The organism is Streptomyces sp. NRRL WC-3626 (assembly GCF_000718785.1).
In the GTDB taxonomy this organism is placed as follows: Bacteria; Actinomycetota; Actinomycetes; order Streptomycetales; family Streptomycetaceae; genus Streptomyces; species Streptomyces edwardsiae.
Genome location: NZ_JOCA01000030.1, coordinates 194,515 through 219,349, shown reverse-complemented (window position 1 = coordinate 219,349; position 24,835 = coordinate 194,515). Strand labels below are relative to the sequence as shown.

24 protein-coding genes and 1 pseudogene are annotated in these 24,835 nt (G+C 71.5%); 11 read left to right on the top strand and 14 right to left on the bottom strand.

Annotated features, from left to right (window positions below; translation table 11 throughout):
- Positions 1–3 precede the first annotated feature (3 nt).
- Entirely contained in the window at positions 4–477 is a 474-nt protein-coding gene (gene aroQ / locus IF28_RS0133625) for a type II 3-dehydroquinate dehydratase (protein WP_030228627.1), read from the bottom strand.
- Between the two features lie 137 nt (positions 478–614).
- Here aroQ and IF28_RS40065 point away from each other — a divergent pair.
- Positions 615–767, top strand: a pseudogene (locus IF28_RS40065) (LD-carboxypeptidase); the annotation flags it as partial.
- Between the two features lie 88 nt (positions 768–855).
- Here the strand turns inward: IF28_RS40065 and IF28_RS0133620 are convergent.
- The 6 genes from IF28_RS0133620 to IF28_RS0133595 all read right to left on the bottom strand — a co-directional run bounded on the left by IF28_RS0133620 (position 856) and on the right by IF28_RS0133595 (position 9,336).
- Complete coding sequence (locus IF28_RS0133620) at positions 856–1,962, bottom strand: calcium:proton antiporter (protein ID WP_030228624.1); 1,107 nt, start codon at positions 1,960–1,962, stop codon at positions 856–858.
- A gap of 282 nt (positions 1,963–2,244) precedes the next feature.
- Positions 2,245–3,234 (bottom strand): TerC family protein, encoded by a 990-nt coding sequence (locus IF28_RS0133615; RefSeq protein ID WP_030228621.1) that lies wholly within the window; start codon positions 3,232–3,234, stop codon positions 2,245–2,247.
- A 284-nt stretch (positions 3,235–3,518) separates the two neighbouring features.
- A complete protein-coding gene (locus tag IF28_RS0133610) occupies positions 3,519–5,525 on the bottom strand; it encodes a TerD family protein (protein WP_030228619.1) in 2,007 nt (668 codons plus the stop codon).
- 47 nt (positions 5,526–5,572) lie between these two features.
- A complete protein-coding gene (locus IF28_RS0133605; RefSeq protein ID WP_030228615.1) occupies positions 5,573–6,151 on the bottom strand; it encodes a TerD family protein in 579 nt (192 codons plus the stop codon).
- Positions 6,152–6,285: 134 nt separating this feature from the next.
- Positions 6,286–8,433 (bottom strand): excinuclease ABC subunit UvrB, encoded by a 2,148-nt coding sequence (gene uvrB, locus IF28_RS0133600; RefSeq protein WP_030228613.1) that lies wholly within the window; start codon positions 8,431–8,433, stop codon positions 6,286–6,288.
- A 39-nt stretch (positions 8,434–8,472) separates the two neighbouring features.
- Complete coding sequence (locus IF28_RS0133595) at positions 8,473–9,336, bottom strand: MHYT domain-containing protein (RefSeq protein WP_030228610.1); 864 nt, start codon at positions 9,334–9,336, stop codon at positions 8,473–8,475.
- Between the two features lie 282 nt (positions 9,337–9,618).
- Here IF28_RS0133595 and IF28_RS0133590 point away from each other — a divergent pair, with 282 nt between their 5' ends.
- Both IF28_RS0133590 and IF28_RS0133585 read left to right on the top strand, forming a co-directional pair.
- The gene (locus tag IF28_RS0133590) at positions 9,619–10,491 is read left to right on the top strand and encodes a glycerophosphodiester phosphodiesterase (protein ID WP_030228608.1); all 873 of its coding nucleotides are present in this window, start codon (positions 9,619–9,621) and stop codon (positions 10,489–10,491) included.
- Between the two features lie 58 nt (positions 10,492–10,549).
- Positions 10,550–11,104, top strand: coding sequence for a methylated-DNA--[protein]-cysteine S-methyltransferase (locus IF28_RS0133585; protein ID WP_030228606.1), 555 nt, complete (start codon positions 10,550–10,552; stop codon positions 11,102–11,104).
- A 60-nt stretch (positions 11,105–11,164) separates the two neighbouring features.
- Here the strand turns inward: IF28_RS0133585 and IF28_RS0133580 are convergent, their stop codons facing one another.
- Positions 11,165–11,593: a VOC family protein gene (locus IF28_RS0133580; RefSeq protein ID WP_030228604.1), complete on the bottom strand. Its 429-nt coding sequence runs from the start codon at positions 11,591–11,593 to the stop codon at positions 11,165–11,167.
- Between the two features lie 100 nt (positions 11,594–11,693).
- Between IF28_RS0133580 and IF28_RS0133575 the strand changes: the two genes are divergently transcribed.
- The 3 genes from IF28_RS0133575 (at position 11,694) to IF28_RS0133565 (ending at position 14,809) form a co-directional block, all read left to right on the top strand.
- Positions 11,694–12,605: a pseudouridine-5'-phosphate glycosidase gene (locus tag IF28_RS0133575; protein WP_030228601.1), complete on the top strand. Its 912-nt coding sequence runs from the start codon at positions 11,694–11,696 to the stop codon at positions 12,603–12,605.
- Positions 12,587–13,519 (top strand): carbohydrate kinase family protein, encoded by a 933-nt coding sequence (locus tag IF28_RS0133570; protein ID WP_030228597.1) that lies wholly within the window; start codon positions 12,587–12,589, stop codon positions 13,517–13,519. Before IF28_RS0133575 ends, IF28_RS0133570 begins: the two co-directional genes overlap by 19 nt.
- 162 nt (positions 13,520–13,681) lie before the next feature.
- Positions 13,682–14,809 carry a magnesium and cobalt transport protein CorA gene (locus IF28_RS0133565; RefSeq protein ID WP_030228594.1) on the top strand — a complete coding sequence of 376 codons (1,128 nt, stop codon included), beginning with the start codon at positions 13,682–13,684 and terminating at the stop codon, positions 14,807–14,809.
- A 20-nt stretch (positions 14,810–14,829) separates the two neighbouring features.
- On the opposite strand, the gene IF28_RS0133560 is transcribed toward IF28_RS0133565, so the two are convergent.
- Both IF28_RS0133560 and IF28_RS0133555 read right to left on the bottom strand, forming a co-directional pair.
- Positions 14,830–15,258: a CBS domain-containing protein gene (locus IF28_RS0133560; RefSeq protein ID WP_030228592.1), complete on the bottom strand. Its 429-nt coding sequence runs from the start codon at positions 15,256–15,258 to the stop codon at positions 14,830–14,832.
- A 123-nt stretch (positions 15,259–15,381) separates the two neighbouring features.
- Positions 15,382–16,014 (bottom strand): uridine kinase, encoded by a 633-nt coding sequence (locus IF28_RS0133555; RefSeq protein WP_030228589.1) that lies wholly within the window; start codon positions 16,012–16,014, stop codon positions 15,382–15,384.
- 71 nt (positions 16,015–16,085) lie between these two features.
- Here IF28_RS0133555 and IF28_RS0133550 point away from each other — a divergent pair, with 71 nt between their 5' ends.
- Positions 16,086–16,565 carry a DUF1772 domain-containing protein gene (locus IF28_RS0133550; RefSeq protein ID WP_030228587.1) on the top strand — a complete coding sequence of 160 codons (480 nt, stop codon included), beginning with the start codon at positions 16,086–16,088 and terminating at the stop codon, positions 16,563–16,565.
- Between the two features lie 154 nt (positions 16,566–16,719).
- Positions 16,720–18,222, top strand: coding sequence for a glutamate synthase subunit beta (locus IF28_RS0133545; protein ID WP_030228584.1), 1,503 nt, complete (start codon positions 16,720–16,722; stop codon positions 18,220–18,222).
- Between the two features lie 315 nt (positions 18,223–18,537).
- On the opposite strand, the gene IF28_RS0133540 is transcribed toward IF28_RS0133545, so the two are convergent.
- The 3 genes from IF28_RS0133540 to IF28_RS0133530 all read right to left on the bottom strand — a co-directional run bounded on the left by IF28_RS0133540 (position 18,538) and on the right by IF28_RS0133530 (position 20,577).
- Positions 18,538–19,341 carry an SAM-dependent methyltransferase gene (locus tag IF28_RS0133540; protein ID WP_078621614.1) on the bottom strand — a complete coding sequence of 268 codons (804 nt, stop codon included), beginning with the start codon at positions 19,339–19,341 and terminating at the stop codon, positions 18,538–18,540.
- A 90-nt stretch (positions 19,342–19,431) separates the two neighbouring features.
- Positions 19,432–19,716: a DUF397 domain-containing protein gene (locus IF28_RS0133535; protein WP_030228571.1), complete on the bottom strand. Its 285-nt coding sequence runs from the start codon at positions 19,714–19,716 to the stop codon at positions 19,432–19,434.
- Complete coding sequence (locus tag IF28_RS0133530; protein ID WP_030228561.1) at positions 19,717–20,577, bottom strand: helix-turn-helix domain-containing protein; 861 nt, start codon at positions 20,575–20,577, stop codon at positions 19,717–19,719.
- A 232-nt stretch (positions 20,578–20,809) separates the two neighbouring features.
- Here IF28_RS0133530 and IF28_RS36680 point away from each other — a divergent pair, with 232 nt between their 5' ends.
- The 3 genes from IF28_RS36680 (at position 20,810) to IF28_RS0133515 (ending at position 24,512) form a co-directional block, all read left to right on the top strand.
- Positions 20,810–21,472 carry an ATP-binding protein gene (locus IF28_RS36680; RefSeq protein WP_030228550.1) on the top strand — a complete coding sequence of 221 codons (663 nt, stop codon included), beginning with the start codon at positions 20,810–20,812 and terminating at the stop codon, positions 21,470–21,472.
- Positions 21,469–21,921: a hypothetical protein gene (locus IF28_RS0133520; RefSeq protein WP_030228537.1), complete on the top strand. Its 453-nt coding sequence runs from the start codon at positions 21,469–21,471 to the stop codon at positions 21,919–21,921. The genes IF28_RS36680 and IF28_RS0133520 overlap by 4 nt, the downstream gene beginning before the upstream one ends.
- Positions 21,922–22,628: 707 nt before the next feature.
- The gene (locus IF28_RS0133515; protein ID WP_106982200.1) at positions 22,629–24,512 is read left to right on the top strand and encodes an ABC transporter ATP-binding protein; all 1,884 of its coding nucleotides are present in this window, start codon (positions 22,629–22,631) and stop codon (positions 24,510–24,512) included.
- A 13-nt stretch (positions 24,513–24,525) separates the two neighbouring features.
- Here the strand turns inward: IF28_RS0133515 and IF28_RS39325 are convergent, their stop codons facing one another.
- Positions 24,526–24,711, bottom strand: coding sequence for a hypothetical protein (locus IF28_RS39325; protein WP_158713737.1), 186 nt, complete (start codon positions 24,709–24,711; stop codon positions 24,526–24,528).
- Positions 24,712–24,835: the final 124 nt, after the last annotated feature.

Sequence of the window (24,835 nt, the reverse complement as noted above, 5' to 3'; positions counted from 1 at the left end):
CTCCTACGCCTCGGCCAGTCCCGGTCCGGCCAGCGCCGCGATCCGCTCCACCGCGAACACGTACCCCTGCACCCCGCACCCCGCGATCACCCCGTCGGCGCGCAGGGAGACGTAGGAGTGGTGCCGGAAGGACTCGCGCCGGTGGATGTTGGAGATGTGGACCTCCATCACGGGCAGCCCGTCACAGGTGTTGAGGGCGTCCAGGATGGCGACGGAGGTGTGCGAGTAGGCGCCGGGGTTGATGACGATCCCGCAGTGGTTCAGCCGCGCCTCGTGGATCCAGTCCACCAGCTGACCCTCGTGGTTGGACTGGCGCAGATCCACCGTGCCGCCCCGCGCGGCCGCCGCCTCGGCACACATCGCCTCCACGTCGGCGAGCGTGTCGGTGCCGTAGATCTCCGGCTGGCGCTGTCCGAGCAGGTTCAGGTTGGGGCCGTTGAGGATCATGATGGGGGCGTTGGCCAGATCGCGGGGCACGGTTCCTCCGGTCCGTCGGGGTGGAGCGGTCCTCACGGGAACCGCTGTTCGGACCCGGTCTATCACGGTGCGGCGAAGCCCCGCCGGGCCCTGGCCTCCCGGCAGGACGAGCGACAACACCCGCCTTCTCGCGAGATATGCATGTGCAGACCGCCGAATCCGTGCGAGCGGCTCTGTTCATCCCGGGCACTCACGAATTGCGGCCCGCGGACCGCTGGCGGGACATGAACCGTGACTGGGCGGACCCGGCGACGTTCGACGGGGAGCCGGAGACCCCGGCCGGGCACGGTCTCCGCCGCCGGGCAGCCCGAGGCGGTGTCTGCCCCGCGGCCGCGACGCTGCGGGCTGGGGCAGACACCCCCTGGGCCGCCTGCCCCGTCAGGGGTTGATCGCCAGTTCCAGATAGGCCGCGAGCAGGACCAGGTGCACGCCTCCCTGGAGGGGTGTGGCGCGCCCGGGGACCACGGTCAGCGCACCCACCACCATGGTGAGGGCGAGCAGCACCATATGGGTGTCGCCGAGGCCGAGGACGAGCGGTCCGGGGAGCCAGAGGGAGGCCAGCGCGACGGCGGGGATGGTGAGACCGATACTGGCCATCGCCGAGCCGAGCGCGAGGTTCATGCTGGTCTGCACCTGGTTGCGGCGCGCGGCGCGTCCCGCGGCGATGGTCTCCGGAAGGAGCACCAGCAGCGCGATGATCACACCGACGACGGAGTGGGGCAGCCCGGCCGCGTCCACTCCGGACTCGATCGTGGGCGAGACCCCTTTGGCCAGCCCCACCACTCCGATCAGGGCCAGACCCAGCAGGCCGAGGCTGATCATGGCGGTGCGGGTGGAGGGCGCCTCGGCGTGCTCCTCCTCGTCGGAGGGGCGTCCCTCGCTCTGTTTGACGATCGGGAGGAAGTAGTCGCGATGTCTGACGGTCTGGGTCGCCACGAACAGTGCGTAGAGGATCAGTGAGGATACCGCCGCGAAGGTGAGCTGGACCGTGGAGAACTCCGGGCCCGGCTTGCTCGTGGTGAACGTCGGCAGGACGAGGCTGAGGGTCGCCAGTGTCGCGACCGTGGCGAGAGCCGCGCCGGTGCCTTCCGAATTGAAGACCGCCGTTCCGTGGCGCAGTGAGCCCACCAGCAGACTCAGTCCGAGGATGCCGTTGACGGTGATCATCACGGCCGCGAAGACGGTGTCCCTGGCGAGCGTCGCGCTCTTGTCCCCGCCGTCGATCATCAGGGTGACGATCAGCGCCACCTCGATGACGGTGACGGCGACCGCGAGGACCAGGGAGCCGAAGGGCTCACCGACCCGGTGCGCGACCACCTCGGCGTGGTGCACGGCCGCCAGCACGGCCCCCGCGAGGATCAGGGTCACCATCACGACGACCCAGCCGGGCAGTTCGCGTCCCCAGGTCAGGATCAGCAGAACCACGGCGAACACCGGTACCAGGACCGTCCACTGCGCCGCGAGTGACCTGAGCCGAGCGGTCATGGAGCGATCGTCGCAGACGTGAACGGGCGGCGCACTTCACCGCTGCCCTCCTGCCACCGGCCGACCCCGGGGGGCGCGGGGGGTGGCACCGTCGTACGGCCGGCCCCTTTGCTCCGCGATCCTGATCGTCTCGGGGTCATCATGGTCACGCATGGCCTCCTCGTACGAGTCTCACTGGGTCGGCGCCGACGGGCGGCGCGGGGATGGACATGCCGGGCGGGAGCGGCGGCCGGCGATGTGCCGGCCGCCGCTCCCGGTTCCGCGTGCCCGGTGTCCGACGGGTCAGGCGTTTATGTCGTCCTGCGCGGTGCTCTTGGCCGCCTCCGCCTCCGCCTGCTTGCGGGAGGCCCGCAGGCTGGTGATCGTGGTGACGATCAGGACGGAGCAGATCACTCCCAGCGAGACCGGGATGCTGATCTCGGGAACGTGTACCCCGGACTCGTGCAGTGCGTGGAACACCAGCTTCACACCGATGAAGCCGAGGATGATCGACAGCCCGTAGGACAGGTGGACGAGCTTCCTCAGCAGGCCGCCGATGAGGAAGTACAGCTGCCTGAGGCCCATCAGCGCGAACGCGTTCGCCGTGAACACGATGTACGGGTCCTGCGTCAGGCCGAAGATCGCGGGGATCGAGTCGAGCGCGAACAGGACGTCCGTGGTGCCGATGGCGAGCATGACGACGAGCATCGGGGTCATGACCCGCTTGCCGTTCTGCTCGATCCACAGCTTGGTGCCGTGGTACCGGTCGGCCACACCGAAGCGGCGCTCGGCGGCCTTGAGCAGCTTGTTCTCCTCGAACTCCTCCTCGTCCCCGTCGGCCCGGGCCTCCTGGACGAGCTTCCAGGCGGTCCAGATGAGGAAGGCGCCGAAGAGGTAGAACACCCAGGAGAAGCTGGCGAGGATCGCGGCGCCGGCGGCGATGAATATCGCGCGCAGCACCAGGGCGATGAGCACGCCGATGAGAAGCACCCGTTGCTGGTACTGCGACGGCACCGCGAACTTCGCCATGATCAGCACGAAGACGAAGAGGTTGTCGACGCTCAGGGACTTCTCGGTGATGTAGCCGGCGAAGAACTCGCCTCCGGCCTGGCCGCCGCCCCAGATCACCAGGCCGAGCCCGAAGAGCCCGGCCAGGACGACCCAGACGATGGTCCAGATTCCGGCTTCCTTGATGGATACGTCATGCGGTTTGCGGCCGATGAAGAAGTCGGCTCCGATGAGGGCGCACAGGCCCACGATCGTCAGGACCCACAGGGTCATGGAAACATCCACTGCGCCTCCGGCAGATACGTCACACGGCAAATGTCAGCGTCGTCGCTACCGGAGGTCTCTTCCACCCGGGCCACCGGCGCATGACTGAGCCGGGACGGTCCTTCGGGCCGACGCCCCGGGATCTGGCCTGATCCGTATTGACGGGGTCGCCGCACAGACAGGGAGTACTCCCCTCCGTGCGGTCAACAGTACCCAATCACCAAGGATTGGTAAAGAGGCGAGTAAAGAAAGATACAAAATCCCAGGTCCAAGCGCTTTACGCGGGCTTGGTCAAGGGCGGGAGGTCACCTGTTCCACGCACGGCGGGCCGCCGCCACCTGAGTGAGCACCTGGTGGAGGACCTGACTGCCGGCCGGTACGAGCGGCGGCTCGTACGTCCAGGCGTGCCCCACCCAGGGATCGGCCAGATGGCTGTTCGGGACGGGAGTCAGTCGCAGCAGCGAACGCCACAGCGGGTCCAGGAGCGGGCCGTAGGCCGAGGACTCCTCACGGTCGGCGACCATCATCAGATGGACCCCGACAGAGGGGCCCTCGTCGGCCAGGTAGCGCAGCTGGTTCACCGCGCGGTCGTCGAAGCCGTGCGGGAAGTCGTTGACGATCAGGAGCTGCTGGGAGGTGTCGAAGCCGGGCGGCAGCGCGTCCGGGGCGCCGCCGCGCAGCGCCATCTGCACCAGGTCGACCCGCTGGGTCAGCCTGCTCAGCACATCCGTCACCCCGGCCGCGCCCTGGGCGGGTGGGGCGGCCAGCACACCGGTCCCCGTCAGCGGTGCCAGCGGCTGCGTCCCGGATCCGGCAGGATCGATGACGTGCACGGTGAACTCGCCCGCCGGGTAGACGGCGAGCAGCCGGGCCGCGTGCGCGACCGCCGTGTCCATGGCGAGGCGGCGCATGTCGTGGGAGTCGGTGAACGACCCGTCGATCGAGTCGGCCCGTCCGCTGTCGATCCACAGACCGCGCTCCAGCGGCAGCCGGAGCAGCATCGGGATACGGATCCGGTCGGCCTCGGGCAGCCGGAGGTCGCCCAGGCGCAGCGCCATGGGTATCTCCATCGGCACCCGGTAGGCGTGCCAGGCGGGGTTGTCCCAGCGGGCGAAGGCCGGGGGCAGCGCGGGCTCGACGACGTCGGCCTCGGCGACGAGCTGGGCGATGTCCCGGTCGAGGACCTCCCGCGCCTGGTCGACGAGGTGCGCGTGCCGGGCCCGGGCCGCCTCACGGACGGCGTCGCCCTGGCCGCCGATGCGGCTGCGCGGGTCGGACAGGGCCTGCTCCAGCTCCTTGTCCATCCGGGACTCGGCGAAGTCGACGGCGCTCCGGTAGGCGGCGGTGCTACGGGCCAGGTCCTCGAACATGCCCCAGACCTGGTTGTAGAGCCGCTCCTCCATGGACCAGCCGGTCGCGTCCCCCGCGACGGGCTGCGCCGGCTGCCCGGGCTGTGCCGGCGGCGCGGTGGGCGGGGGCGGCGGCGGGGCGGAGTTCCGCCGGCCGGGGTGGCTGTAGTTGATCGGTCCGCCGGTGGTGGCGGACGGCTCCGCGGCGCCGCCTCCGCCGTAGGACGGCTGCGGTCCGCTCTGTCCGGGTCCGCCGGACGGCTGCCCGCCGTACGCCGGTGGTACGGGTCCCGGTGCGCCCTGAGGAGCGGTGCCGCCCTGGTCGGGGCCGAGGGCGGGGGCGGCCGTCTGCCGGGAGCGGTCGCCGTCGGACGGGCGGGACGGGGGTGCCTGCACGGAGCGGGCCAGCCCCCGTGCCACGGCCTCGTTGATGCTGCCCGCGAGGGGCACGGCCTCGGGCAGTCCCTGGTCGGTGAGGAGTTCGGCCAGACCGCCCGTGTAGCCCTGGCCGACGGCGCGCACCTTCCAGGCGCCCTGCCGCCGGTAGAGCTCCAGGGCGACGACGGCCGACTCGGCCTCCAGGCCCGTGATGGTGTAGCTGGCGACCTCGTCGCCGTCGAGGCCGGTGACGGCGACGAAGGGGGCCGCCACGGCACCGAACCGGGCCGGCCCCGGACCGCCGCCCGCGGCGGGCAGGGCCAGCAGCACCCCGACGCGGTGGACCGCGTCGGTCATGGCGTCCAGGTCCACCGCGAGACGGTGGTCGGCGGCCGCCTGTCGCGACACCTCCAGACCGGGCTGGGTGGGTGCGCCCGGGTGGGCCACCCACTCCACGCCGTGGATCCGGCCGTTCTCGTCGCCGAGCGCGGCCACGGCCACGACCGGCGTGCCGGCCGAGACCCGGATCTCCAGACGCGACTGGGAGAGCGGGTGATTCTGTCCCCGCACCAGCTCGGCCGTCATCGCCTTCGTCCCCCCGTGTCGCGTGCGGTGCCTGTGTCTGTCGCCTGTCAGAGAACCGGCAGGATCGCCGGCATCAGGTCCTGGAAGGTGCGGCCGTTGGCCGGGTTGCCGAGGGCCGTCATCGTCCAGCCCCCGCCCGTGCGGTGCACCTTCGCCATGAGCTGGGCCGTGTAGGCGCCGCCTCCGGCGAGCGTGTAGCGGGCGAGCTCCTGGCCGTTGGTCTCGTCGACGAGGCGGCAGAACGCGTTCTGCACCTCCTGGAAGGTCTGGCCCGTGAAGGAGTTCACGGTGAAGACGATCTGGTCGATGTGGACCGGGACGCGCGACAGGTCGACGAGGATGGCCTCGTCGTCGCCGCCCTGGCCGACACCGCCGACGAGGTTGTCACCGGTGTGGCGTACCGAGCCGTCGTCGCTCACCAGGTGGCGGAAGAAGACGACGTCGACGGGCTGCTTGTCGGCGAACAGGACGGCCGAGGCGTCCAGGTCGATCTCACGGGTCCGCGAGCCGAACAGGCCGCGACGGGGGGCCGCCTGCCAGCCGAGACCCATGCGCACCGCGGTCAGGCTGCCGCCGTCGTTCTTCTGCAGACTGATGGCCTGACCCTTGGTCATGTTGACGGTCACGCGCTGATTCCCCTCTCGGACTTCCCCTGTTACCGCGCATTCGCGGTTGACCAGAACCCTACGCAGGGGCACTGACAGTGACGTACCCAGGTCCGCACTTTGTGTCGTTCTTGCAACACATCGCGACGCGGCCGTCAGCGAAGACCCGCCTCTTGCATCTGCCGCAGTTCCTTCTTCATCTCCGACACCTCGTCGCGCAGCCGTGCCGCGATCTCGAACTGCAGGTCCGCGGCGGCGGCCCGCATCCGCGCGGTGAGGTCCTCGATCTGCTCGGCCAGTTCCGCGGCGGGACGGTCGGTCGGCACCGTCTCGGTGGCCTTGCCCCTGCCCTTGGCGCTCTTCGCGCCCTTGGCCGCCTTGGTGCCGAGGGAGGGCACGGGCGCCTTGGTGCCGCCGCCGTCCTTCTTGGCCTGGCGGTAGCCGGAGCCGAGCAGCTGCTCGGTGTCGATGTCCTCGCGGGCGATCTGGGCGACGATGTCGTTGATCTTCTTGCGCAGGGGCTGCGGGTCGATGCCGTTCGCCTGGTTGTACGCGACCTGCTTCTCGCGGCGGCGGTTGGTCTCGTCGATGGCCTTCTCCATCGCCGGGGTGATCTTGTCCGCGTACATATGGACCTGGCCGGAGACATTGCGCGCCGCGCGGCCGATGGTCTGGATCAGGGAGGTGCCCGAACGCAGGAAGCCCTCCTTGTCGGCGTCGAGGATCGCCACCAGGGACACCTCGGGCAGGTCGAGGCCCTCACGCAGCAGGTTGATGCCGACGAGGACGTCGTACTCGCCGCTGCGCAGCTCCCGCAGCAGCTCGACCCGGCGCAGGGTGTCGACGTCGCTGTGCAGATAGCGAACCTGGATGCCGAGTTCCAGGAAGTAGTCGGTGAGGTCCTCGGCCATCTTCTTGGTGAGCGTGGTGACCAGGACGCGTTCGTCCTTCTCCACGCGGGTGCGGATCTCGTGCACCAGGTCGTCGATCTGGCCCTCGGTGGGCTTGACGACGACCTCGGGGTCGACGAGGCCGGTGGGGCGGATGATCTGCTCGACGGTGCCGTCCGCCCGGGAGAGCTCGTACTGGCCGGGGGTGGCCGACAGATAGACGGCCTGGCCGATGCGCTCCTGGAACTCCTCCCACTTCAGCGGGCGGTTGTCGAGGGCGGACGGGAGCCGGAAGCCGTGGTCGACGAGGGTGCGCTTGCGGGAGGCGTCCCCCTCGTACATGGCGCCGATCTGCGGGACGGTCACGTGCGACTCGTCGATGACGAGGAGGAAGTCGTCCGGGAAGTAGTCCAGCAGGGTGTTCGGCGGGGAGCCGGGTGAGCGGCCGTCGAAGTGCATCGAGTAGTTCTCCACGCCGGAGCAGGAGCCGATCTGGCGGAGCATCTCGATGTCGTAGGTGGTGCGCATGCGCAGGCGCTGGGCCTCCAGGAGCTTGCCCTGCTTCTCCAGCTCGGTCAGGCGCTCGACGAGCTCCTTCTCGATGTCGTTGACCGCGCGCTCCAGGCGCTCGGGGCCCGCGACGTAGTGGGTGGCCGGGAAGATGTACAGCTGCTCGTCGTCGCTGATGATCTCGCCGGTGAGCGGGTGGAGCGTGGACAGCGCCTCGATCTCGTCGCCGAACATCTCGATGCGGACGGCGAGCTCCTCGTAGACCGGGAAGATCTCGATGGTGTCGCCGCGGACGCGGAAGGTGCCGCGGGAGAAGGCCATGTCGTTGCGCGTGTACTGGATGTCCACGAAACGGCGCAACAGCTCGTCGCGGTCGAACTCGTCGCCGACGCGGAGGGGGACCATGCGGTCGACGTACTCCTGCGGTGTGCCCAGGCCGTAGATGCAGGAGACGGAGGCGACCACGACGACGTCGCGGCGGGTGAGCAGCGAGTTGGTCGCGGAGTGGCGCAGCCGCTCGACCTCCTCGTTGATCGAGGAGTCCTTCTCGATGTAGGTGTCGGACTGCGGGACGTACGCCTCGGGCTGGTAGTAGTCGTAGTACGAGACGAAGTACTCGACCGCGTTGTTCGGCAGCAGTTCGCGGAACTCGTTGGCCAGCTGGGCGGCCAGGGTCTTGTTCGGCGCCATGACCAGGGTGGGCCGCTGGAGCTTCTCGATCATCCACGCGGTGGTGGCGGACTTGCCGGTGCCGGTGGCGCCGAGCAGGACGACGTCCTTCTCACCTGCTTCGATGCGCCGGGCGAGGTCGGCGATGGCCGTCGGCTGGTCGCCGCTCGGCTGGTAGGGACTGACGACCTCGAAGGGCGCCACCGTGCGTTCGATCTGGGAAACGGGCCGCATGCATCAACCGTACGACCCCCCACTGACAACGGGCCCGGTTCAGCGGCGCTGCGGGGTGCGGGAGCGGCGTTCCACCGGCCCGCGGGCCCGCAGCCGGGAGCGGACGGGGGTGTGGTGGCCCGGGGAGTGCGCGGGGACGCCGGGCTTGCGCTCGGCGGGGACCGCGGGGGTGTCGCCGGCGACCATCAGCGGGTCGAAGATCACCACGATGCCGGCGAGGACGAGGAAGGCGAGCGGGCCGACCAGCATCGGGCCGAGGAGGGCGGCCGCGGGCTCCCCCGTGGCGGGCTCGGCCGAGCCGTGGACGTGCACCTCGAGTGCGGCCATGCCGGTGTAGTGCATCCCGGTGACCGCGAGCCCCATGACGAGACTGGCGCCCACGCTCCACAGGAAGCCGCGCACCTGTCCGGCCGCCCACAGGGCGGCGCTGGCGGCGGCCATGGCGATGGCCACGGAGGCGGCGACGGTGAGGACGTTGTACTCCAGGCGTCCGTCGAGGCTCATTCCGGCCATGCCGAGATAGTGCATCGAGGCGATGCCCAGGCCGGTGATGGTGCCGCCGGTGAACAGGGCCGTGCCGGAGGCGCCCTTGTAGCCCACTATGAAGATCCCGATGCCCACCATGACGATGGCGACGGCCAGACTCGCGAACGTCATCGTCCGGTCGTAGTGGATCGGCGTGCCCTCGATGGTGAAGCCCGTCATCGCGACGAAGTGCATCGTCCATATGCCGGAGCCGATCACCGCGGCGGCCAGGGCGAGCCAGCCGGGACGCCAGGTGCGGGACACTCTGAGCGCCCTGGTGGTGCAGCGCAGGCCCAGGGCCCCGCCGAGGCATGCCATGAGAAAGGCCACCAGCGGTGTGACCAGGCCGTAGCTGAATCCGTCGACCGTGCCCTGCATGCGCGGCTGCCCTTCCCGCCCTGTGTGTGTCCCGCAATGTCCCGGTGGAGTCCCCCTCCCGGCGCCGGTGAGGGCGGCCAGGGGTGAGGCAGAGGGTATGGCCCCACCGGAATGGTCGAACGACTATCCGGCAAAGAAACACGTCCTTGCCCCAGGTGTGTGGCACCAGTGTGCGGACATCGGGCGACAGCGTTCAATCCGTGGCCATCCTGTACCCGTCTCGCGTTGACCGTCTGCTGTCACAGTTGAGCTGTCCGTGACCGTTCGACGCGAGGAGTACGCATGCACGCACGCGCTGTCGCCGCCTCGACCACCGCGCTCCTGGGCGCGGTCGCTCTCCTGCTCCCGCTCTCCCCCGCGCGGGCCGCCGAGAGCTCCGCGCGACCCCTGGTGATAGCCCATCGGGGCGCGTCCGCGTACGCGCCCGAGAACACCCTGGCGGCCGTCGACAGGGCGGCCGCGCTCGGCGTCGACTGGGTGGAGAACGACGTGCAGCGCACCAGGGACGGAGAACTCGTCGTCCTGCACGACGACAGCCTCCGGCGCACCACCGACGTCGAGGAGGTCTTTCCGGACCGGGCGCCGTGGAAGGTGAGCGACTTCACGGCGGCGGAGATCGCCCGGCTGGACGCGGGCAGCTGGTTCGACGCGGCCTACGCGGGCGCGCGCGTGCCGACGCTGGAGCAGTTCGTGCACCGCGTGGAGGAGCACCGCCAGAAGCTGCTGCTGGAGATCAAGAACCCTCAGCTGTATCCCGGCATAGAGCGCCAGATCGTCAAGGTGCTGGGCAACGAGGGCTGGCTGGACCGCGGGCACGTGAGGGGCCGGCTGGTCGTGCAGAGCTTCAGCGCGGACAGCGTGCGGACGGTCCACGATCTGCGGCCCGCGGTGAAGACGGGCTTCCTCGGGACGCCGCCGGTGTCGGACCTGCCCGCCTACGCGGCCTTCACCGACCAGATCAACCCCTCGTACGCTTCCCTGTCCGCCGGCTATGTCACCGCCGTGCACGCGTTCAAGGGCCCGCACGGCAAGCCGCTGGAGGTGTGCGCCTGGACCGTGAACGACGCGGCCGCCGCCCGGCGGGTCGCCGGGTACGGGGTCGACGGGATCATCACCAACACGCCCGACGTGGTGCGGGACGCGGTACGCGGCTGAGGCGCCCGCCGCCCGCGTTCACGGCGCGATGTCAGTGGCGGGCCGTACGGTGGGCCGCATGGACAGCCATGGGCAGTACGAGCAGCGGGTGGTGTGGGCCGTGGTCGGCACCGGAATCGGCCCGCTGCTGCTGGCCGCGACCCGTGAGGGCCTGGTCAACGTCGTCTTCCACGCCACCGGCGAGGTGCGCGACAAAGCGCTGGAGCGGCTGGCGTCGCGGCTCGGCACCCGGCCGGTCGAGGATCCCGGCTCCCCGCTGCTGGCCGAGGCGATACGTCAGGTCGAGGCGTACTTCGCGGGGGCGCGGCGGGACTTCGAGCTGCCGCTGGACTGGTCGCTGATCTCCGGCTTCCACCGCGAGGTGCTGCGGGAGCTGGCCGCCGGGGTGCCGTTCGGCTCGGTCGTCGGGTACGGCACCCTGGCCGGGCGGGTCGGCCAGCCCGGGGCGGCGCAGGCCGTCGGCATGGCAATGGGCGCCAATCCGCTGCCGGTGGTCGTCCCGTGCCACCGGGTGGTGGAGAGCGACGGCGGCATCGGCGGTTTCGGCGGCGGCCTGGAAGCCAAGCGCCACCTGCTCGCCTTGGAGGGCGTCCTGCCCGAGCCGTTGTTCTGACGGCTCGGGCGCGGTGGTTCCGCCCGCGGCGCTCCCCGGCTGCCGTGGCGGGAACCTCGGTCAGTCGTAGTGCCGTGCTTCGAACACGTTGCCGTCCGGGTCGCGGAAGTAGAAGCTGCGCCGCGCCGGTCCGCGCGCTCCGAACGAGTCGCGCGAAACGTCCGACACCGGTACCGAGCTCTCCTCCAGCCGACTGCGCAGGGCGTCGAAGTCCGAGGCCGGCAGCGACAGGCAGACATGGTTGACGGGATGCCCCGAACTCTCCGCGGCCCCGGGCAGCATCCGCATCCGTTCCGCCTTGGCCCGCGGCATGAGATCGAGGATCGTCTCCTCGTTCACCCGTACCGAGGGGAACGGCGCCTCCCCCGCGGCGTAGTCGGTGAGTCTGACGGGCTCCAGGCCCACGGCCTTCTCGTAGAACTCCGCGGCGGCGATGGGGTCCTCCACCCACAGGACGATGTGGTCGAGGCGAGTCGTGTGGTCCGTCATGCCCCCAGCCTCCGTGACACCGGCGACGGCCCGCAAGGGGTTTGGCCCGGTGCGCGAGCCGCCAGGGATGAGGGGGAACCGGCAGACAGGAGGCAGACGCGTGGTGCTCATGGTGTCCGAAGAGGTACGGGAGGCGATCGCCGCGGGCCGCCCGGTGGTGGCTTTGGAGTCCACGATCATCGCCCACGGACTGCCCCGGCCACGGAATCTCCAGGTGGCGCTGGAGCTGGAGACGGCCGTACGGCAGGAGGGCGCGGTACCCGCGACGATCGCCGTGCTGGACGGGCGGCCCCGGGTCGGCCTGGACAAGGACCAGTTGGAGCGGGTCGCCAACGAGGACGGCATCCGCAAGCTGGGTCACCGTGATCTGCCGCTCGCGGTGGCCGCCGGGGCGAGCGGGGCGACCACGGTGTCGGCCACGGCCCTGCTGGCGGCGCGTGCGGGCGTCCGGGTGTTCGCCACCGGCGGGCTGGGTGGGGTGCACCGGGAGTGGACGGTGACCCAGGACGAGTCGGCCGACCTCGGTCTGCTGGCGCGGACGCGGATCACCGTGGTGTGCGCGGGGGTGAAGTCGATCCTGGACGTGCCCGCGACCCTGCAGCGGCTGGAGACGCTGGGGGTGGCGGTCGCCGGGTACGGCACGGACCGCTTCCCCGGCTTCTACCTGTCCGACTCGGGGCACCCCGTGGACTGGCGGCTGGACACCCCGGCGCAGGTCGCGGAGGTCATGCGGGCGCAGGACGCGGTCGGCGGGCCCGAGTCGGCGCTGATCGTGGCCCAACCGGTCCCAAAGGACGAGCAGCTCGACCCCGGTCTGCACGCGCGGGTGCTCGACGAGGCGCTGCGGGCGTGCGAGGCGGAGGGGGTCACGGGCCAGGCCGTCACACCGTTCCTGCTCGATCACCTGGTACGCCGCACCGACGGGGCGTCCCTCGCCGCGAACCTGGCGGCGGTCCGGGGCAATGTACGTCTGGCGGCGCGTATCGCGGCGTGCTGGGCCGCCGGGGCGTGACGGGCGCGGTGCGCGGCGGGGCGCTGCTGGTCGCCGGCGATGTCATCACGGACGTGGTCGCCCGGCACAGCGGACCGCTCGCCCCGGGCACGGACACGGTGGCGTCGATCCGGAGGGTGCCGGGCGGTGCGGGTGCCAATGTGGCCTGCTGGGCGGCGCGCCGGGGTGGTGGCGGGGTGCGGCTGCTCGGCCGGGTGGGTTCGGACGCGGCGGCCTGGCACGAGCGGGAGCTGGCCGCCTGCGGGGTCCGGCCGCTGCTGGTCGTGGACCGGCGGGCGCCGACGGGGACGGTGATCTGCCTGGTCGACGAGGGCGCGGCGGCGGAGCGGACGTTCCTGACCGACAGCGGGGCGTCGCTGCGGCTGGATCCCGGTGACTGGTCGGACGTGTTGCTGGAGGGCGTGGCGCGGCTGCATCTGTCGGGCTATCTGCTGTTCGCGGGGCCGAGCCGTGCGTTCGTCGCGGTGGCGCTGAAGGCGGCGCGGGCCTGCGGTGTGCCGGTGAGTCTGGATCCGGCGTCGGCGGGATTCCTCGGGCGGCTGGGCACCGACCGGTTCCTGTCGCTGGTCGAGGGCGTGGACGTCCTGCTGCCCAGCCGTGACGAGGCGTGTCTGCTCACGGGGGTGTCCGATGCCGCGGACGCCGCGGCGCGGCTGAGCCGGCATGTCCCGCTGGTGGTGGCCAAGCAGGGTGCCGGAGGCGCGCTGCTCGCCCGGTCCGGCGAGGTGTACGCCCGTGTCCCGGCCGTACCGGCGGTGCCCCGGGACACCACGGGTGCCGGGGACGCGTTCACGGGCGCGTTCCTGGCGGCCCTGCTCGCGGGCGCCGACCCCGAGGAGGCGGCGAAGGAGGGCTGCCGGGCGGGCGCGCAGGCGGTGGAACACATAGGGGGCCGCCCGCCCGCGTCCGCCTGACGTACGGCGTCACCAGGGTCGAACTCCCTTTGTCCACAGGCGGGAACAAAGCGGAATGCCCGCTGTCCACAGGCTCGCACACGACTCGTCCGGGACTGGCAGACTGGCGGGCCTGAGCGCGGAAGCAGGACGGCGCGGGGGAACCACGCAAGGAGAATCCGGATGTCCATGGCAGGCAATCTGCGGAAGGTCACGAGTCTCGGCACGGTCGGCGGGCTGCGCCGGGTGGCCCGGCTGGCGCGGCGGCGGCCCCGTGTGGATCTGAGTCATCCGGCCCGCTCCCCGCTGGGTTCCTCGGTGGTCAACTGCGTGATGTACCGGGACGGTCGGCGCACCGGCGGGAGCGGGGACCTGGTGGACGCGGTGCGTCAGGTGCGCAGGAGCGGGGAGGGTTTCGTCTGGCTGGGGCTGCACGAGCCGACCGCCCGGGAGTTCGCCGGTATCGCGGAGCTGTTCGACCTGCATCCGCTGGCGGTGGAGGACGCCGTCGAGGCCCACCAGCGCCCCAAGCTGGAGCGGTACGGAGACACGCTGTTCGCCGTGTTCAAGACGGTCTGCTACGTCGAGCACGAGGAGCTCACGGCGAACAGCAAGGTGGTGGACACCGGCGAGATCATGGTGTTCCTCGGCGAGGACTTCGTGGTCACGGTGCGGCACGGCCGGCACGGCTCGCTGGGACCCCTGCGGGAGGGGCTGGAGTCCGACCCGGGGCAGCTCGCCCAGGGTCCGTCCACGGTGCTGCACGCGATCGCGGACCATGTGGTCGACGACTATCTGACCGTCATCGACTCGGTCCAGGAGGACATGGACCAGGTCGAGACGGATGTGTTCGCGGAGCACGGCGAGCGGGTCGATCCGGGCCGTATCTACCAGCTCAAGCGGGAACTCCTGGAGCTGAAGCGGGCGGTGGTGCCGCTGGGCCGGCCGCTGGAGGAGCTCGCCACCCGGCCGATCCGGGTGGTGGCCCCCGAGATACAGGCGTACTTCCGTGACGTCTCCGACCATCTGCTGCGGGCGAAGGAGCAGATAGCGGCGTTCGACGAGTTGCTGAACTCCATCCTCCAGGCGCATCTGGCGCAGGTGACGGTCGCGCAGAACGAGGACATGCGCAAGATCACCGCGTGGGCGGCGATCGTGGCGGTGCCGACGATGATCTGCGGGGTGTACGGCATGAACTTCGACCACATGCCCGAGCTGCGCTGGCGGTACGGCTACGGCATGGTCATCGGGGTGATATCCGTGGCGTGTCTGGTGCTGTACCGGGCCTTCCGGCGCAGCCGCTGGCTGTGAGACCGCGCTGCCGGGACGGCTCAGCCGGCGCCGGTCGTGGCGTAGACGCTCTCGGCCCAGGTGGCGATCTGGTCGTCCGTCAGGTGCCGGGCGAGGTCGGCCTCGCTGATCATGCCGACGAGGCGTTTGCCGTCGATGACGGGCAGCCGGCGGATGCGGTGGGTCTGCATCTCGTGCAGGACGTCGGAGACGTCGGCGTCCGCCTCGATCCAGCGGGGGGTGCCCTGGGCCATGTCTCCGGCGGTGACCCGGGCGGGGTCGTGGCCCATGGCGACACAGCCGACGACGATGTCGCGGTCGGTGAGGATGCCGCACAGACGCTCGTTCTCGTCGCTGATGGGCAGGGCCCCGACGTTCAGGTCGCGCATCAACTGGGCGGCCCGGTCGAGGGTTTCGTGGACGGGGATCCACTGGGCGCCGCGGTGCATGATGTCTCCGGCGGTGGTCATGGGGTACCTCCCGGTGCCGGACGGCCGGCGCGGCGCGGGGGCGCGCCGCAGAGTCCCGGCGCCCTTCATTCTCGTCGTGCGGCGCGGGGACGGCACCCGGAGGTCGGTTCGCGGCGGGCGGGGTCAGCCCCGCCAGGCGGGATGGCGTGGATCGTCGGCCCTGATCAGCACGTCGGCCGTGCCGGCGGGGTCGGTCTCCCGCTCGTACCGCTCGAATGCGGGCAGGGTCCAGTGGCCGGCCTCGGCGGTACGGCGGCGCAGGGCGCCCGGGGAGAGGAGGACGTGGACGGTGAGGTCGAAGGGGAACCAGTGCCGCAGAAGGAGAGGACCGTGCAGCAACAGCACGCCGCCGGGAGGGAGATGGACGTAGGGGCTGCGGGTGGCGCGGTCGGTGACGGGGTCCCACAGGTCGGGCAGGACGCGTCCGCTGCCGCCGGGTTCGAGGGGGCCGAACACCTCACGCCAGAGGGCGCCGGTGTCGTACCAGCCGCTGTAGTAGGACTCCAGGTCCTGGTGGCCGTACTCGAGCCGGATGGAGGCGGGCCGCAGGAAGCCCTCGGTGCCGACGGCCAGGGAGGGGCGGCCCCGTGTCCGGAGCGCCTCGGCGATCCGCGCGGCGAGGTCTCCGGGACGGGCGGCCGGGGCGCCGTCGAGGGCGACCCGCGGCCAGGGACCGCCGTCGGCTGTCCTCAGCTCCAGCAGGCGCTCGGCGAGGAGGTCGCCGAGCCGGTCCCAGGTGATCGCTTCAAGTCGCACACGGCCATGATGCGCCAGTGTGGGGACGGTGGAGGCCGGGAAGGAACCCGGCCCGGAACGGGGGAGACGACATGATCGACGGACCCTACTTCTTACTGACGGCGCTGGGTGTGCTCGGGACCGGGCTGGTGGCCGGGGTCTTCTGCGCCTTCTCGACGTTCGTGATGAGAGGACTGGCGGACCTGCCGCCGGCGCAGGGGGTGGCCGCGATGCAGGCGGTCAACAGGGCGGCGGTGCGTCCGGCCTTCATGCTGCTGTTCCTCGGTACGGCCATGCTGTGCGTGGTGGTCACGGTGGTGACGTTCGTCCTGTGGCCGGAGGAGGGGACGGCCGAGCTGCTGGTGGGCGGTGTCCTGTATCTGGCCGGGTCGTTCGGACTGACCGTGGTCGCGAACATACCGCGCAACGAGGCGCTGGCCCGGCTCGATCCGGACGGACCGGAGGCGGCGGCGTACTGGCCGGAGTATGTGCGCGAGTGGACGCTGTGGAACCACGTCCGGGCGCTCGCCTCGGCCGGGGCGGCGCTGGCGTACCTCGTGGCCCTCGTCTGACGGAGCCGCCGGCCGGACCGGCGTACTCCCGTGCTCTCCGGCGGAAAGCGCTGTCCCGGTGCTCTGCGGGGGCGGGTGAGCGGACGTATCGTGGCGGGAGGAGTGCCGCCCGACGACGCACGGCCTGTCACCCGCGCACGCAAGGAACACGGCCATGGCCGATCCCAAGGGTTTCCTGACCACGCCCCGCGAGGAATGGCCGCGCCGGCCGGTCGGGGAACGGGTCCGCGACTGGGACGAGGTGTACGTCCCGGGTGCGCTGCTTCCCGTCGTCAGCCGGCAGGCGGACCGCTGCATGGACTGTGGTGTGCCGTTCTGCCACCAGGCCTGCCCGTTGGGCAATCTCATCCCGGAGTGGAACGACCTGGTCTCGCGGGAGGACTGGCGGGCGGCGGCGGAGCGGCTGCACGCGACCAACAACTTCCCGGAGTTCACGGGCCGGTTGTGTCCGGCGCCCTGCGAGGCGGGCTGTGTGCTCGCCATCAATCAGCCGGCGGTCACCATCAAGAACGTCGAGTGCGCCATCGCCGACCGGGCCTGGGAGGAGGGTTTCGCGCCGCCGGCGCCGCCGGAGCAGCTCTCCGGCCGGACCGTCGCCGTCATCGGCTCGGGCCCGACCGGGCTGGCCGCGGCCCAGCAGCTGACCCGGGCGGGTCACACGGTGGCGGTGTACGAGCGGGACGACCGGATCGGCGGGCTGATGCGGTACGGCATCCCCGAGTTCAAGATGGAGAAGCGGCATCTGGAGCGGCGGATCGAGCAGATGCGGGCCGAGGGGACGAAGTTCCGGACGTCCACGACGGTCGGGCGCGATGTGGACGCGGCGGAGCTGCGCTCGCGTTACGACGCGGTGGTGATCGCCACGGGGGCGACCGCGTGGCGGGAACTCGCCGTGCCGGGCCGTGAACTCGCGGGGATCCACCAGGCGATGGAGTATCTGCCGCTGGCGAACCGGGTGTGCGAGGGCGATCTGGAGTCGTCGCCGCTGTCGGCCGCGGGACGGGATGTCGTCATCGTCGGCGGCGGTGACACGGGGGCGGACTGTCTGGGTACGGCGGTACGGGAGGGGGCCGCGTCGGTGACGCAGCTCGACATCTACGGGCGGCCGGGGGACGAGCGGGACGAGGAGGCGGATCCCTGGCCCACGTATCCGAAGCTGTACCGGATGTCGGCCGCGCATGAGGAGGCGCGGGCACTGCGGATGGGGCCGGCGGCGGATGCGGGCGGGGACGGGGACGTGCGGGTGTTCGCCGCGTCGACGCTGCGGTTCAGTGGGGACGGGGAGGGGCGGGTGTGTGCGCTGCGGCTGGTCGAGGTGGATGCGGGGCGACGGGCCGTGGCGGGGACGGAGAGGACGTTGCCGGCGGATCTCGTTCTGCTGGCGCTGGGGTTCTCCGGGCCGGATCCGGGGGACGGGCTGGTCGCTCAGCTGGGGGTCGAGCTGGAGGGGCGTGGGACGGTCGCGCGGGACGGGGGGTTCGGGACGAATGTGCGGGGGGTGTTCGCGGCGGGGGATGCCGCTCGGGGGCAGTCGTTGATCGTGTGGGCGATCGCGGAGGGGCGGGCTGTGGCGGCGGCGGTCGATCGGTATCTGGCGGGTGGGGTCAGCCGGCTGCCGGTGCCGATTGAGCCGGACGATCGTCCGATGAGGGTGTGAGTGGGCGGGCGGGGCTTTGTGGGTGGACCGGTGGTGTACGGGGTGCCGTCGCGCCCACCCGTGCGGTGCTGCGGGGGGGGGCGGGCGCCCCGGTGTTGTCAACGCGTTGATGCTCGCCGGGGGTCGGTTGCGCAGCCCGGCGCTTACGGGGTGCCGTCGCGCCCACCCGTGCCGCCCCAGCTGCACGATTGCCCGCGGAGTGCGGAGGGCGGCGGGGTGGGGGGAGGGGTGGCGGCGGCCCGTTGGTTTGGCGGGCCGCCGCCTTTGGAGTGGTGCCGGAACATAGGACCCGGGGGTCCCACCACTCCAGGTGCGTTACGGCTTGCGGGCGACCGCGCCGTAGCCGGGGATCACGCCGTCGTCCTGGCCCGGGATCGGGTCACCCAGTTCCGGGTGCCACTCCTGGGGGACCTGGACGCCCGGCTCGACGAGCTCCAGGCCGTCGAAGAAACGGGTGAACTCCTCACGGGAGCGGAGCGCCAGGGTGACGCCCGCCGCCTTGAGCTTCTCCGTGGCCGCCTTCGACTCCTCCGGAGTGAAGTCCGACGTCGCGTGGGTGACGACCAGATGGCTGCCCGAGGGCAGCGCCTCCAGCAGCCGCCCGACCAGCTCGTGCGCCCCGTCCTCGTCGGAGACGAAGTGCAGCAGCGCGATGAGCGACAGCGCGACCGGCTCGTTGAAGTCGAGGATCTTCCGCGCGCCCTCCAGGACGACGTCCGGGTCACGCACATCGGCCTGGAGGTACTCGGTCACCCCCTCATCCGTACCGCGCAGCAGAGCCGCCGCGTGGGCCAGCACGATGGGGTCGTTGTCGCAGTACACGACACGGGCGTCGGGCGTGACGCCCTGCGCCACCTGGTGCAGGTTGGGCTCGGTCGGAATGCCCGTGCCGACGTCGAGGAACTGGCGTATCCCCTGCCCGGCCAGCCAGCGGGTGGCGCGCTGCATGAACGCGCGGTTCACCCGTGCCATGACCGGGACCCGGGGGTCGAGGGCCAGCATCTGCCGGCCCATGGCCTCGTCGACCGGGTAGTTGTCCTTGCCTCCGAGGTACCAGTCGTACATCCGCGCGGGGTGCGGCCTGCTCGTGTCGATCTCCACGGGGTGCTGCCCGGTCATGACGGACTCCATAAGTATCTGCAACTGTTAGTGATCAATTCAGTGCCACGTTCAGAACGGCGGAACAAAAAGGTAGAGCGGTCAAAGGCCTCAGGACAGCAGGAAATCCGCCTCTCCCGCCTTCGCTCCCTCGATGAAGGCCGTCATCTCGGCGGAGGTGTAGATCAGCGCCGGCCCGTCCGGGTCGGTGGACTGGCGTACGGCGATCCGGCCGTCGTCGAGCTTCATCGCCTCCAGGCAGTTCCCCCCGTTGCCGCCGCTCCACGGCTTGTGCCAGCCCTCGCTGCCCAGTTCCCCCGCGGGCATGCCGTTGTAGATCCTTCCGGTGCGCACCCGCGGGTGGGACAGGGACTTCAGGGGCTTCATGAGTTCCATTCACAGCTCCTTGCGGAGATCCCGGAGAATCTCCTTCGTGCGATGTGCCGTAGCGGCCTGCGCCGCCATGCGGTCCATGACCTCGAGGTGGGTAGCCACCTCGTTGCGCGCGTCCAGATAGACGGCGCCGGTCAGGTACTCGCTGTAGACCATGTCCGGCAGTTCGGGCATGGCAAATCGGAACAGCACGAACGGCCCGTACGTGCCGGGATGCGGACCGCCGGCGAACGGCGCGACCTGCAGCGTCACATTGGGCAGCCTCGTGGCCTCGAGCAACTTGTCGATCTGCGTACGCATCACCTCCGGGCCGCCGACCGGGCGGCGGAGCGCGGTCTCGTCCATCACGACCCACATCCGGGGCGCGTCCTCACGAGTGAGCAGGTCCTGCCGTTGCATGCGCAGGTCGACGTGGCGCTCTATGTCCTCGGGCTGGGTCTGCCCGACGGCACCGGAGCGCAGCACGCCGCGCGCGTAGTCCTCGGTCTGGAGCAGTCCGGGGACGAAGTGGGGTTCGTAGCTGCGGATGAGGGAGGCAGCGCCCTCCAGGCTGACGTACATCGAGAACCAGCCAGGCAGGATGTCGTGGAAGCGCTGCCACCAGCCGGGGCGGTTGGCGTCCTCCGCCAGTTGCACGAAGGCGTCGGCCTCCTCCTCGGAGACGCCGTACGCCTTCAGCAGGAGCTGGAGGTACGGGATCTTGAGCGAGACCTCGGCCATCTCCATGCGGCGGACGGTGGCGGGGGCGACGCGGAGGATGCGGGCCGCCTCCTCGCGCTTGAGCCCCGCCCGTTCCCGGAGATCCAGCAGGCGCCGGCCGAGGACCACCTGGCCGACCGTCGGCGCGGACCGGGGTTCGCTCACACTCCACCTCCCTCGAACAAAAGCTGACAGCCCGGCGGCGCCACTCGATGACCTGTCCGAAGATCCCTTACGCCCGAACTTGGATTCGAACGGATCTTCGGCGATCCCAACTGGCGCCGCGCGAGGTGCTGTTGCGAGCAGTGTGCCACGCCTGTCCAGAACGTCACACCGCACTCTGCATTTTTCATAGTGACACTTGCCAAGTGTTCACGGCGGGGCGATAGTGGCAAGCGTGATTCCGTCCGCGCCCTTAGGAACAGACGCCGCCGCAGGTTCCATCGGCCTCGGCGCCGCCTCGGTATCCGCCCCCTCGGGGGCCGCCGCCGAGCGCCGGTTCCGTTTCGAACTGGCCGCTCATCCGGGTTCCCCGGCTCAGGCGAGACGCCTGACCAGGGCACGGCTGACCGGCTGGTCGGTGTGCGAGGACACCTGCGACACCGCGGCCCTGGTCGTCTCCGAACTGGTCACCAACGCCATCGTGCACACGGCGAGCAGCCATATCGTCTGCGAGCTGCACGACGGTGGCGATCTGGTGCGCATCGCCGTGCGCGACGAGGGCTGCGCGCCGGGCCAGCCGCGGGCGAACACCCGGCAGCAGCCGGAGGAGGAGCACGGGAGGGGACTGCTTCTCGTCGACGCGCTGTGTCGGTCGTGGGGCGCCCATGAGCAGGGCCCCGGACTGCTGGTCTGGGCCGACCTCCCCCGTACCGCGGACACCGGCGACGGTCCGGTGCGGCCCACCGACGATCTGGGCTGGGGCACCCGCCCGACGCCGGGTCCGCCCGGTGCGCCGGACGACGACAGCGCCGACGAGCCGGAGCGGTCCCGCCGGCAGGTCCACGCGCCGGCGCTTCCCCCGCAGCAGCGCACGCCGCACCTTCGGGGCCGGGCGTGACGAGCGGGGCCGGCTCGCGGGTGCTGAGCCTGGACTCGCTGGTGCGGATGGGGCGCGGGCGGCAGGTCGCCGGTGCGCCCCGGCGGCTGCTCGTTCCCGACGGGATGACCGCGCCGATGGGGTGCGACGCGGTGGCGGTGCCCGCGCGTCTGGGGCCGCTGGTGCTGCCCCGGTTGCCTCGCGTGGGGTGCGTCTACGCCGATGAGGCGCACTGGTGGTGGCTGGTTCCGTCGGACTCCGACTACGCGCTGGAGTGGCCGGCGCCGGCGCAGTACGCCACCGGCGCGGTCCTTCCCGACCCGGTGGATGTCTCCGGCGCGCCGGGGCTTCCCGGTCTGATCCACCGGCCCGACGGCACGCTTCCGTATACGCCGCCGATACCGCTCTATCTCGCTCTGTGCCGTCTGACAGGGACCACGCCCACCTGGTCCCGGCCGGTCACCGCGTAACCCGTACGCCGAGGGGGGCCGGGCGGGGGGTGTTCGCGCTGCCCGGCGCTCGCGGGGTGCCGTCGCGCCCACCCGTGCCGCCCTGCGGCACGACTGCCCGCGGAAGCGGACAGGGCAGGGGTGGGATCACCGCCCTGCGACACGACCGCCCGCGGAAGCGGACAGGGCAGGGTGGGAGCACCGCCCAGCGACACAACCGCCCGCGGAAGCGAACGGGGCAGGGGTGGGAGCACCGCCCAGCGACACAACCGCCCGCGGAAGCGAACGGAGCGGGGGTGGGAGCACCGCCCTGCGACACGACCGCCCGCGGAAGCGAACGGGGCAGGGTGGGATCACCGCACCTGCGGCCCCGCGCTCCCCCCGCTCTCAGCGCGCGCCTTCCGGCCGCGCTCCCGCTCCTGCTCCCGGCGCCCGGGCGCCCCCGGGCCGGCCGGTTTCGCGGGGTGTGCGCCCGCACGCCTCCTCCGCCCCGTGCCGCGCCCTGCACGGAGGTCCCGTGTCCCGCGATAGTGGCCGTTCGTCCGGATACGGATGCGGCGGTCGGGAGGTCAGCGGTGGGAAGCACACAGGGATCCGGTGATACGAGATCACCGTCGGCCGGCGCCCGCGGAAGATTCCGCCGTAGCGGCAAGCGGCGCCCCGACCCCGGCTCCCCGCCCCTCTCCGAGTCCGAGCGCCTGCTCTTCGGCGGCCCCCTGCGCTACGACATGGGCTGGAACCGGCACAGCGAGGCCTTCCTGGAGCTGAACTTCCGGGCCATGATCACCCGTCTGCCCGCCCTGCTCGCCTCCACCCTCCGGCTCGCCCTGCGGGCCGACCGGCGGGCCGCGCGGACCGTGCTGGTCACCCAGGTGGCGCAGGGTCTCGCCCAGGCGGTGAGCCTGCTCGCCGTCAACAGCGTGCTGGGCCGGCTGCTCGGTGACGGCACGATGGAGGAGCGGCTGCGCGGCGCCGCGCCCGCCCTCGTCACGGTGGCCGCCGTCGCCCTGGCCTCGGCGCTGCTGCGGGCGGCGAGCGTCTACGCCGCCGGGCGTCTGGAGCCCAAGGTCGAGCGGGTGGCGACCGAGCTGTACCTGGAGCGCGCGGCGGCCGTGGAGCTGGCCGCGATCGAGGACCACGCCTTCCACAAGCTGCTGGACACCGCCCGGTACGGTGCCGCCTCGGCCCGCCGCATGATCGCGTACGGCTCCCGGGTGGTGAACGCGATGATCTCGCTGGTGGCGGCGGCCGGCGTGCTCACCGTGCTGCATCCGGTGCTGCTTCCGCTGCTCATGACGATGACGCTGCCCAGCGCCTGGAGCGCGCTGACGAACGCGCGCCGCCGTTACGCCTCCTTCCACACCTGGGTGCAGCACGCCCGCGCCGGTCATCTGATCGGCGATCTGCTCACCGAGCCGGGCGCGGCGCCGGAGATCCGGGTGCACGGTGTCGGCCCCTTCCTGCTGCGTCACTTCAGGGCCATGGCGGAGACCGCGGAGACGGAGCAGGCGCGACTGGCCCGGCTGGCGGCGCGTACGGGACTGGTCGCGGCGGTGTGGACGGGGCTGGCGACGGTGACGACGTATGCCACGCTCGGCGGTCTGCTGCTGGCCGGCGCGATGGCGCTGTCGGTCGCGGGTACGGCGGTCCTGGCGATCGGCACCGGCTCCGCGAGTCTGAACACCCTCGTCCTGGAGGTCAACCAGTTGCACGAGGAGGCCCTGTTCGTGGGCGATCTGGAGCGGCTGTACGTCGAGGCGGCCGAGCGCGCGATCCCGGTCGGGGGTCTCCCGCTGCCGGACGACCCCCGGGAGATCCGCTTCGAGAACGTCACCTTCCGCTACCCGGGTGACGCGACCCGTCCCGCCCTGGACGACGTCTCGCTCACCCTCCCGCTCGGCGGGATCGTGGCGCTGGTCGGCGAGAACGGGTCCGGCAAGACGACGCTGGTCAAGCTGCTCGCCGGGCTGTACAAGCCGGAGCGGGGGCGGATCCTGTGGGACGGGGTGGACGCGGCGGCCGCGGACCGGCGGCTGCTGGCCGAGCGGATCGCGATGGTGGCACAGGACTTCAAGAGGTGGCCGTTCACCGCGCGGGTGAACGTCGTGCTGGGGCGGCCGTCCGCGCCGGTGTCCGAGGAGCGGCTGGCGGAGTCGGTCGCCGAGGCGGGGGCGGAGCCGGTGATCGCGGATCTGCCGCGGGGCCTGGACACCCTGCTGGCCCGGCACTTCAGTGGCGGCCATGAGCTGTCCGGGGGCCAGTGGCAGCGGCTGGGGATCGCGCGGGCCGCGTACCGGCGCGGGCGCATCCTGGTCGTGGACGAGCCGACGGCGGCGCTGGACGCCCGGGCGGAGGTGGAGGTCTTCGACCGGATCCGGGCCCTGGCGGACAGCGGCCAGACGGTGGTGCTGATCACGCACCGGCTGGCGTCGGTGCGGCACGCGGATCTGGTGCACGTGCTCGACCAGGGCAAACTCGTGGAGTCCGGAGCACCGGACGAGCTGCTGGCGGCGGGCGGGCTCTACGCGGAGCTGTACGCGCTCCAGGCGGACCAGTTCTCCGCGCCGCTCGCGCCGCCGGCCGGGGAGGTGCCGGCCCCGAGGCCGGGCTGACCCGTGGGGCCCCTCACGCGGAGACGTCACCCCCGCCGCCGTCCCCGCGGACGATCACCAGGAATGTGTCGGTCGCGAGGTCCATGACAACTTCGGCGGGCAGGCCCTCCTGGCGGCGCGCGTGGGCGAACTCCTCCGCCGGCCAGGACCCACGCGGTCCGCCTGCGGGAAAGCGTTCGAGCACTGTTCGCCCGTTCACCCTGCCACCTCCATGCTGCGTCGTACTCCTAGAGTTAAACGCCAACCATGGGGTGAACACCTTGTCCGGTGACGGTACTGAGACGTAGTTGACACCCGTTCACCGCCAAGTGTGACCGTGCTCT

Excerpts from the sequence above, each read along its gene's own strand:
- IF28_RS0133620 (WP_030228624.1), bottom strand. The coding sequence starts at position 1,962 with ATGACCGCTCGGCTCAGGTCACTCGCGGCGCAGTGGACGGTCCTGGTA.
- IF28_RS0133610 (WP_030228619.1), bottom strand. The coding sequence starts at position 5,525 with ATGACGGCCGAGCTGGTGCGGGGACAGAATCACCCGCTCTCCCAGTCG.
- uvrB (WP_030228613.1), bottom strand. The coding sequence starts at position 8,433 with ATGCGGCCCGTTTCCCAGATCGAACGCACGGTGGCGCCCTTCGAGGTC.
- IF28_RS0133595 (WP_030228610.1), bottom strand. The coding sequence starts at position 9,336 with ATGCAGGGCACGGTCGACGGATTCAGCTACGGCCTGGTCACACCGCTG.
- IF28_RS0133590 (WP_030228608.1), top strand. The coding sequence starts at position 9,619 with ATGCACGCACGCGCTGTCGCCGCCTCGACCACCGCGCTCCTGGGCGCG.
- IF28_RS0133585 (WP_030228606.1), top strand. The coding sequence starts at position 10,550 with ATGGACAGCCATGGGCAGTACGAGCAGCGGGTGGTGTGGGCCGTGGTC.
- IF28_RS0133580 (WP_030228604.1), bottom strand. The coding sequence starts at position 11,593 with ATGACGGACCACACGACTCGCCTCGACCACATCGTCCTGTGGGTGGAG.
- IF28_RS0133565 (WP_030228594.1), top strand. The coding sequence starts at position 13,682 with ATGTCCATGGCAGGCAATCTGCGGAAGGTCACGAGTCTCGGCACGGTC.
- IF28_RS0133560 (WP_030228592.1), bottom strand. The coding sequence starts at position 15,258 with ATGACCACCGCCGGAGACATCATGCACCGCGGCGCCCAGTGGATCCCC.
- IF28_RS0133550 (WP_030228587.1), top strand. The coding sequence starts at position 16,086 with ATGATCGACGGACCCTACTTCTTACTGACGGCGCTGGGTGTGCTCGGG.
- IF28_RS0133545 (WP_030228584.1), top strand. The coding sequence starts at position 16,720 with ATGGCCGATCCCAAGGGTTTCCTGACCACGCCCCGCGAGGAATGGCCG.
- IF28_RS0133540 (WP_078621614.1), bottom strand. The coding sequence starts at position 19,341 with ATGACCGGGCAGCACCCCGTGGAGATCGACACGAGCAGGCCGCACCCC.
- IF28_RS0133535 (WP_030228571.1), bottom strand. The coding sequence starts at position 19,716 with ATGGAACTCATGAAGCCCCTGAAGTCCCTGTCCCACCCGCGGGTGCGC.
- IF28_RS0133515 (WP_106982200.1), top strand. The coding sequence starts at position 22,629 with ATGGGCTGGAACCGGCACAGCGAGGCCTTCCTGGAGCTGAACTTCCGG.